The following is a 5,411-nucleotide window of genomic DNA, read 5'->3' as shown; positions in this document are numbered from 1 at the left end:
AGGGCGGTGAGCAGGGCGGCGAACAGGATCAGCGCCGCCGCCGGATGCACGGGAAACAGGCTGCCCGTCTCGAACCAGTGGCGCAGCCCCATGAGCCCGCTGATGGGCAGAAAGCCGTCGACGGCGGCCGGACGCGCGAATTCCGGCAACTGTCCGGCCTTGAGCAGGGCCACCCAGCGGGCGAAGCGCAGGGCCAGCCAAACGTAAAAAACCAAAAAGCCCGCCTGCACCAGATAGCGCGGCAGCAGGGGCGGAATGCGGCGCGGGGCGGGGCGCGGCTTGCCGGGCGGGGACGCGGCGCCGCGCGGGTCGGTGGTCATGGAAGCCTCCCTCGGGGAATTCGGCTGCGAGGTTAAGCCCGGCCCATCCCCCTTGTCAATCCCGCCGCCCCCGGCCGGGACGATTGACAGGGGCGGGACGGGCGGCTACCTTTGGCCTTGGATTGCGCCCCAGGCTTTTTCAAGGAGTTGACCATGACCGACGCCGGCCCGACCCTCTGGAACCTCGCCCCGCTCTACGCGGGCGCCGAGGATCCCGCTCTCGACCAGGACCTCAAGCAGCTGCGCCAGGCGGCGCGCACCTTCCGCCGCGACTTTCGCGGGCGCATCGCCTCGGACAACCTCTGCGCCGACCTGCTCGCCGCCGCCCTGCGCAGCTACGAGAGCCTGCAGCGCCTGGGTCTCAAGCCCTATCTCTACGCCCAGTTGCTGTTCTCCGGCGACAGCCGGCCCGACGCCCACAAGGCGCTGCTCGCCAAGGTGCGCGAGCTGTGGAGCGAGATCAGCGAGGAGGTGCTGTTCTTCGAGCTGGAACTGCTGCGCATCGACGAGGAGCACTTCGCCCGGCTGCTCAAGGATGAGGGTGTCGCTGCCTACGCCCACTATCTGGGCCAGGTGCGCGCCCATGCGCCCTACACCCTGGGCGAGGAGGTCGAGCAGGCCCTCAAGCGCAAGGATCTGACCGGCAAGGAGGCCTTTGTCCAGCTCTTCGAGGAACTGACCTCGTCCCTCGCCTACCGCTTCCAGCTGCCCGACGAGGAGCAGCCCCGCGAGGTCACGGGCGAGGAGCTGCTGGCCCTGCTGCACCATCCCGAAGGCGCGGTGCGCGAGCAGGCCTTCGCCACCTTTCTCGACAAGCACGCCGAACACGGCCTGGTGCTGACCAGCTGCTTCAACAACCTGCTCCTCGATCACGCCAAGGAAGTCGAGCTGCGCAACTATCCCGACATCCTGACGCCGACCCATCTGAGCAGCGAGACCGAGGCGGCCATGGTCGAGCGCATGATGGAGGTGACGGAAGCCAACTACGGCCTGGCCCAGGAGTATTTTCGCCTGAAACGCCAGCTCCTCGGCCTGCCCGCGATGAAAAACACCGACCTCTACGCCCCCCTCGACAACCAACAGCGCGAAATCAGCTTTGCCGCGGCGCGCGCCCTGGTGCTCGATGCCTTCGCCGGTTTTGCCCCGGAACTGGCGCAAGCGGCGGCCGCCTTTTTCGACGAGGGGCGCATCGACGTGGCGCCACGGCCGGGCAAGACCGGCGGCGCCTTCTGCATGGGCATGATGCCCGGTCTCGCGCCTTACGTGCTGCTCAACTACACCGGCAACCCGCGCGACGTGGCGACCCTCGCCCACGAGCTCGGCCACGGCGTGCATTTCGCTCTCTCCCAGGAACAGAACCTGTTTCATTACCAGGCGTCGCTGCCCTTCGCCGAGACCGCCAGCGTGTTCGGCGAGATGCTGCTCACCCGTCACCTGCTTGATCGCGAGAGCGATCCGCGAGTCAAGATCGCGCTGTTGTGCGCCAAGCTCGAGGACATCATCGCCACCACCTTCCGCCAGACGGTGCTCACCCGCTTCGAGATCGCCGCCCACCGCCGCCGCGCCGAGGGGCTGCTCGCGCCCGAGGACTACTGCGAACTCTGGTGGCGGGAAAACACCAAGCTGTTCGGCGACGCGGTGAGCATGATCGAACCCTACCGCTGGGGCTGGAGCTACATCAGCCACTTCATCCACGCGCGCTTTTACTGCTTCAGCTACGTGTTCGGCGAGCTGCTGGTGCTCGCCCTCTACCAGAAATACCGCGAGGAGGGCGAAGCCTTCGTGCCCAAGTATCTCGACCTGCTGCGCAAGGGCGGCAGCCAGAAACCCCAGGAACTGCTCGCGCCCCTGGGCATCGATCTCGCCGATCCCGATTTCTGGCAAAAGGGGTATGATTTCGTCGCCGGGCTTCTGAGCGAATTGAAGAGCCTTGTCGCAAAGGGTTGAACAAGCCCCGTCGACGAAAAAGCCGCTCCCCGGGGAGCGGCTTTTTCACACGCGACGATGTCCATGCACAGCTCAACGTAGCCAGGCCGCCACCTTGTCGGGATTTTCGGCGATCCAGCGCTTGGCGGTCTCGGAGGGCGTCGCGCCCTCCTCGCGATTCCACACCATGACCTGCTGCATGTCGTCCGTCGTCCAGGAAAAGTTGTCGAGAAACCGATGGACCTCGGGCATGTCCTGCTCAAGACCCTGGCGCACGATGGTGTGAATTTGCTCGGCGCCGCCATAGACATTTTTCGGATCTTCGAGATATTTGAGATCCCACTGAGCGAATTTCCAGTGCGGCGTCCAGCCGGTGACCGCCACCCACTGCTCGCGATTGACCGCATCGGCCAGGGCGGCCGTCATGGTGGCGCCGCTGCCTTCCACCAGGCGCAACTTGTCCAGACCATAAGCGTCCATCGCCTCTTCGGTTTTCGACATCAGCCCGGCCCCGGGATCAATGCCGATGATACGTCCGTCAAAGCGCTCGGCCTGAGCGTTGAGCTCTTCCATGGAGGAAATTTCCACGTAGGCGGGCACCACCAGGCCGATGCGGGTGCCATCCAGGTTGGGGCCGAGATCGACGACTTGCTCCCGGAGGCGCTCCAGATAATGCCCATGAGTGGTCGGCAGCCAGGCGGCGACCATGGCGTCGGCATCACCGCCGGCAATGCCCTGCCACATGGCGGCGGCGCTCACCGGTGTGAGGCGCACCTCGTAGCCGAGTTTTTCCTGCAGAACCGCCGCCACCACGTTGGTGCTGGCCACCTCCGAGGACCATTCGACATAAATCAGATCGACCCGCTTGGGGGCTTGTGCCTCCTCCTGCTTTTGACAGCCGACCAACAGCAGGGCGAACATCACGGACAGCGCCAGGACCGCCCTTTTCAAAGATCCTTTCATTTGGTTCTCCTTTCTTGAGTCATTTACACAGGTTCAACATCACGCTTTCTTGCGGCCACCGACCTTTTGCGTCATGCGGTCCAGGGCCATGGCCAGAATGACCACGCCCAGGCCCGCCTCAAACCCGTTGCCCGGTTCAAAACGCTGAATGGCGCGCCACACATCGCTGCCCAGGCCGCGCGCGCCGATCATGGCGGCGATCACCACCATGGAGAGCGAAAGCATGATGGTCTGGTTGATGCCCGCCATGATGGTCGGCTTGGCCAGGGGAATCTGCAATTTCACCAGTTTCTGCATGCGATTGGCGCCAAAGGCATCCGCCGCCTCCACCAACTCGCGCGGCACCTGCTGAATGCCCAGGCAGGTCAGACGAATGGCGGGCGGCATGGCGAAAATAACGGTCGAGAAAATCGCCGATACCGGCCCCAGGCCGAAGAAGGGAATGGCTGGGATCAGATAGACAAAGGCCGGCATGGTCTGCATGAAATCGAGCACCGGCATGGTGGCGCGGTGCATGGGTGCGAACAGGGCGGCAAGAATGCCCAGGGGCAGGCCGATGGTGACGGCAATGGCCGTGGCGATCAGCACCAGGGCCAGGGTCGAGATCATGGACGCCCACAGCGCCATATTCCAGATCAGGGCGAAGCCAACCAGGGTGAGAATTCCGGCACGGCGCCCGGCCAGCCACCCGGCCAGGGCGGTGAACACCAGGATCAGCACCCAGGGTGGAAAAAACATCAGTCCGGTCACCAGCAGGTCGATGCCTGTCTCCATGACGCGGGAAATGGCCCGGGTGATGAACGCGAAATTGAGGGTGAGGAAATCGATGATTCTTTCCAGAAAATCACCGATGGGAAGGCGCGGCAGCGGCATGGTCATGAATCGTTGCTCCTCTCCGCCATGGCGGCAAGCAGCGCGCCGCGGATGATGATGCCCTCCAGGCGTCCGTCCTCATCCACCACCGCCACCGGAAAGTTTTCAATGGTGAAAATTTCGCTCAAGGGGGCATCGGGCCGCACCTGCGCAAGGTCGCGCTGAACGATGTCGGCAAGATCCTTGCCGCCCTGGCCGGCCAGGCGCGAGGCATCATCGGCCGTCACCCGCCCCACCAGACGCCGCTCGCGGTCGATGACCAGCAGGCCGGAGATGCCGACCTCCTTCATCTTGCGCAGGGCGATCTTGGGACCGTCCTTGCCCAGGGTCACGGTGGAGGCCTTGTGCATGACCGCGCGGGCGGTCAGAACCTTGGCCAGATTGACGTCCTCGACGAATTTTTCCACATAATCCGTGGCCGGTTTGGTGAGAATGTCCTCCGGGGTGCCGATTTGCACGATACGCCCGTCTTTCATGATGACGATGCGATCGCCAAGCTTAAGGGCCTCATCGAGATCATGGGTGATGAACAGGATGGTTTTTTTCATGCGGCTTTGCAGGGAGAGCAATTCGTCCTGCATCTCGCGCCGGATCAGGGGATCCAGGGCACTGAAGGCCTCGTCCATGAGCAGGATATCGGGATCGACGGCCAAGGCGCGGGCCAGCCCGACGCGCTGCTGCATGCCGCCGGAGAGCTCATCGGGCAAGGAATCCTCCCAGCCGGAGAGACCCACCAGCTTGAGCGCCTCGCGCGCCCTCCGCGCTCGATCGGCCGGTGCGACGTTCTGGATTTCCAGACCGAATTCCGTATTCTGCAGCACGGTGCGGTGGGGCAGTAGGGCAAAGCGCTGAAACACCATGCCGAACTTTTTCATGCGCAGGCGGCGCAACGGCTCGTCGTCCAGGGTGGTGATATCCACACCGTCGATAAGCACCCGTCCCGCCGTCGGTTCAATAAGGCGGTTGATGCAGCGCAACAGAGTCGACTTGCCGCTGCCGGAGAGTCCCATGACCACCAGCAATTCGCCCTCGGCCACCTCGAAGGAGGCATCGTTGACCCCCACGGTAAGGCGCGTCTTTTCAAGAATGGCGTCCTTGCCGAGGCCCTCGGCGAGCATTTTGACGCCGCGCCTGGGGTCACGCCCGAAAATTTTAAAAACCTTATCAACAGTGATTTTGGCGGGGTTGCTGCTCGCTTCCATGGGCAGGGTCTGCTTTCCGACGGAGCCTTCGTGCCGCTTCCGGATCAAAACTTTTGAGAAAAAAGGAAGCGCTCGACGACGGCCAAACACCCCCGCCGAGCACTGGGTGTGAAAGGTTAGAAGTAGT

General features: G+C 63.7%; 4 protein-coding genes and 1 pseudogene. 1 reads left to right on the top strand and 4 read right to left on the bottom strand.

The annotated features are described in order from the left end of the window. Window positions 1-320: pseudogene (locus tag QAT43_RS13940) on the bottom strand (hypothetical protein); the annotation flags it as partial. A gap of 153 nt (window positions 321-473) precedes the next feature. Between QAT43_RS13940 and QAT43_RS13935 the strand changes: the two are divergent. Beyond that, a complete protein-coding gene (locus QAT43_RS13935) occupies window positions 474-2,267 on the top strand; it encodes a M3 family oligoendopeptidase (protein WP_305043694.1) in 1,794 nt (597 codons plus the stop codon). 72 nt (window positions 2,268-2,339) lie between these two features. Here QAT43_RS13935 and QAT43_RS13930 read toward each other — a convergent pair whose 3' ends face one another. Genes QAT43_RS13930 through QAT43_RS13920 form a run of 3 tightly spaced genes read right to left on the bottom strand, consistent with a single transcriptional unit; the run spans window position 2,340 to window position 5,284 of the window. Beyond that, a complete protein-coding gene (locus QAT43_RS13930) occupies window positions 2,340-3,209 on the bottom strand; it encodes a glycine betaine ABC transporter substrate-binding protein (protein WP_305043693.1) in 870 nt (289 codons plus the stop codon). A gap of 39 nt (window positions 3,210-3,248) precedes the next feature. Next, the gene (locus QAT43_RS13925) at window positions 3,249-4,088 is read right to left on the bottom strand and encodes an ABC transporter permease (protein WP_305043692.1); all 840 of its coding nucleotides are present in this window, start codon (window positions 4,086-4,088) and stop codon (window positions 3,249-3,251) included. Next, a complete protein-coding gene (locus QAT43_RS13920; RefSeq protein ID WP_442900274.1) occupies window positions 4,085-5,284 on the bottom strand; it encodes a quaternary amine ABC transporter ATP-binding protein in 1,200 nt (399 codons plus the stop codon). The genes QAT43_RS13925 and QAT43_RS13920 overlap by 4 nt, the downstream gene beginning before the upstream one ends. Between the last annotated feature and the right edge of the window lie 127 nt (window positions 5,285-5,411).

This window comes from Geoalkalibacter sp. (assembly GCF_030604225.1).
Classification (GTDB): Bacteria; Desulfobacterota; Desulfuromonadia; order Desulfuromonadales; family Geoalkalibacteraceae; genus Geoalkalibacter.
Note: the sequence above shows the minus strand (reverse complement) of the source record. Positions and strands in the feature narration are given on the sequence as shown.

What these genes read in the sequence shown, in the direction of transcription:
- QAT43_RS13920 (WP_442900274.1), bottom strand. Translation starts at nt 5,284, where the DNA reads ATGGAAGCGAGCAGCAACCCCGCCAAAATCACTGTTGATAAGGTTTTT.
- QAT43_RS13935 (WP_305043694.1), top strand. Translation starts at nt 474, where the DNA reads ATGACCGACGCCGGCCCGACCCTCTGGAACCTCGCCCCGCTCTACGCG.
- QAT43_RS13925 (WP_305043692.1), bottom strand. Translation starts at nt 4,088, where the DNA reads ATGACCATGCCGCTGCCGCGCCTTCCCATCGGTGATTTTCTGGAAAGA.
- QAT43_RS13930 (WP_305043693.1), bottom strand. Translation starts at nt 3,209, where the DNA reads ATGAAAGGATCTTTGAAAAGGGCGGTCCTGGCGCTGTCCGTGATGTTC.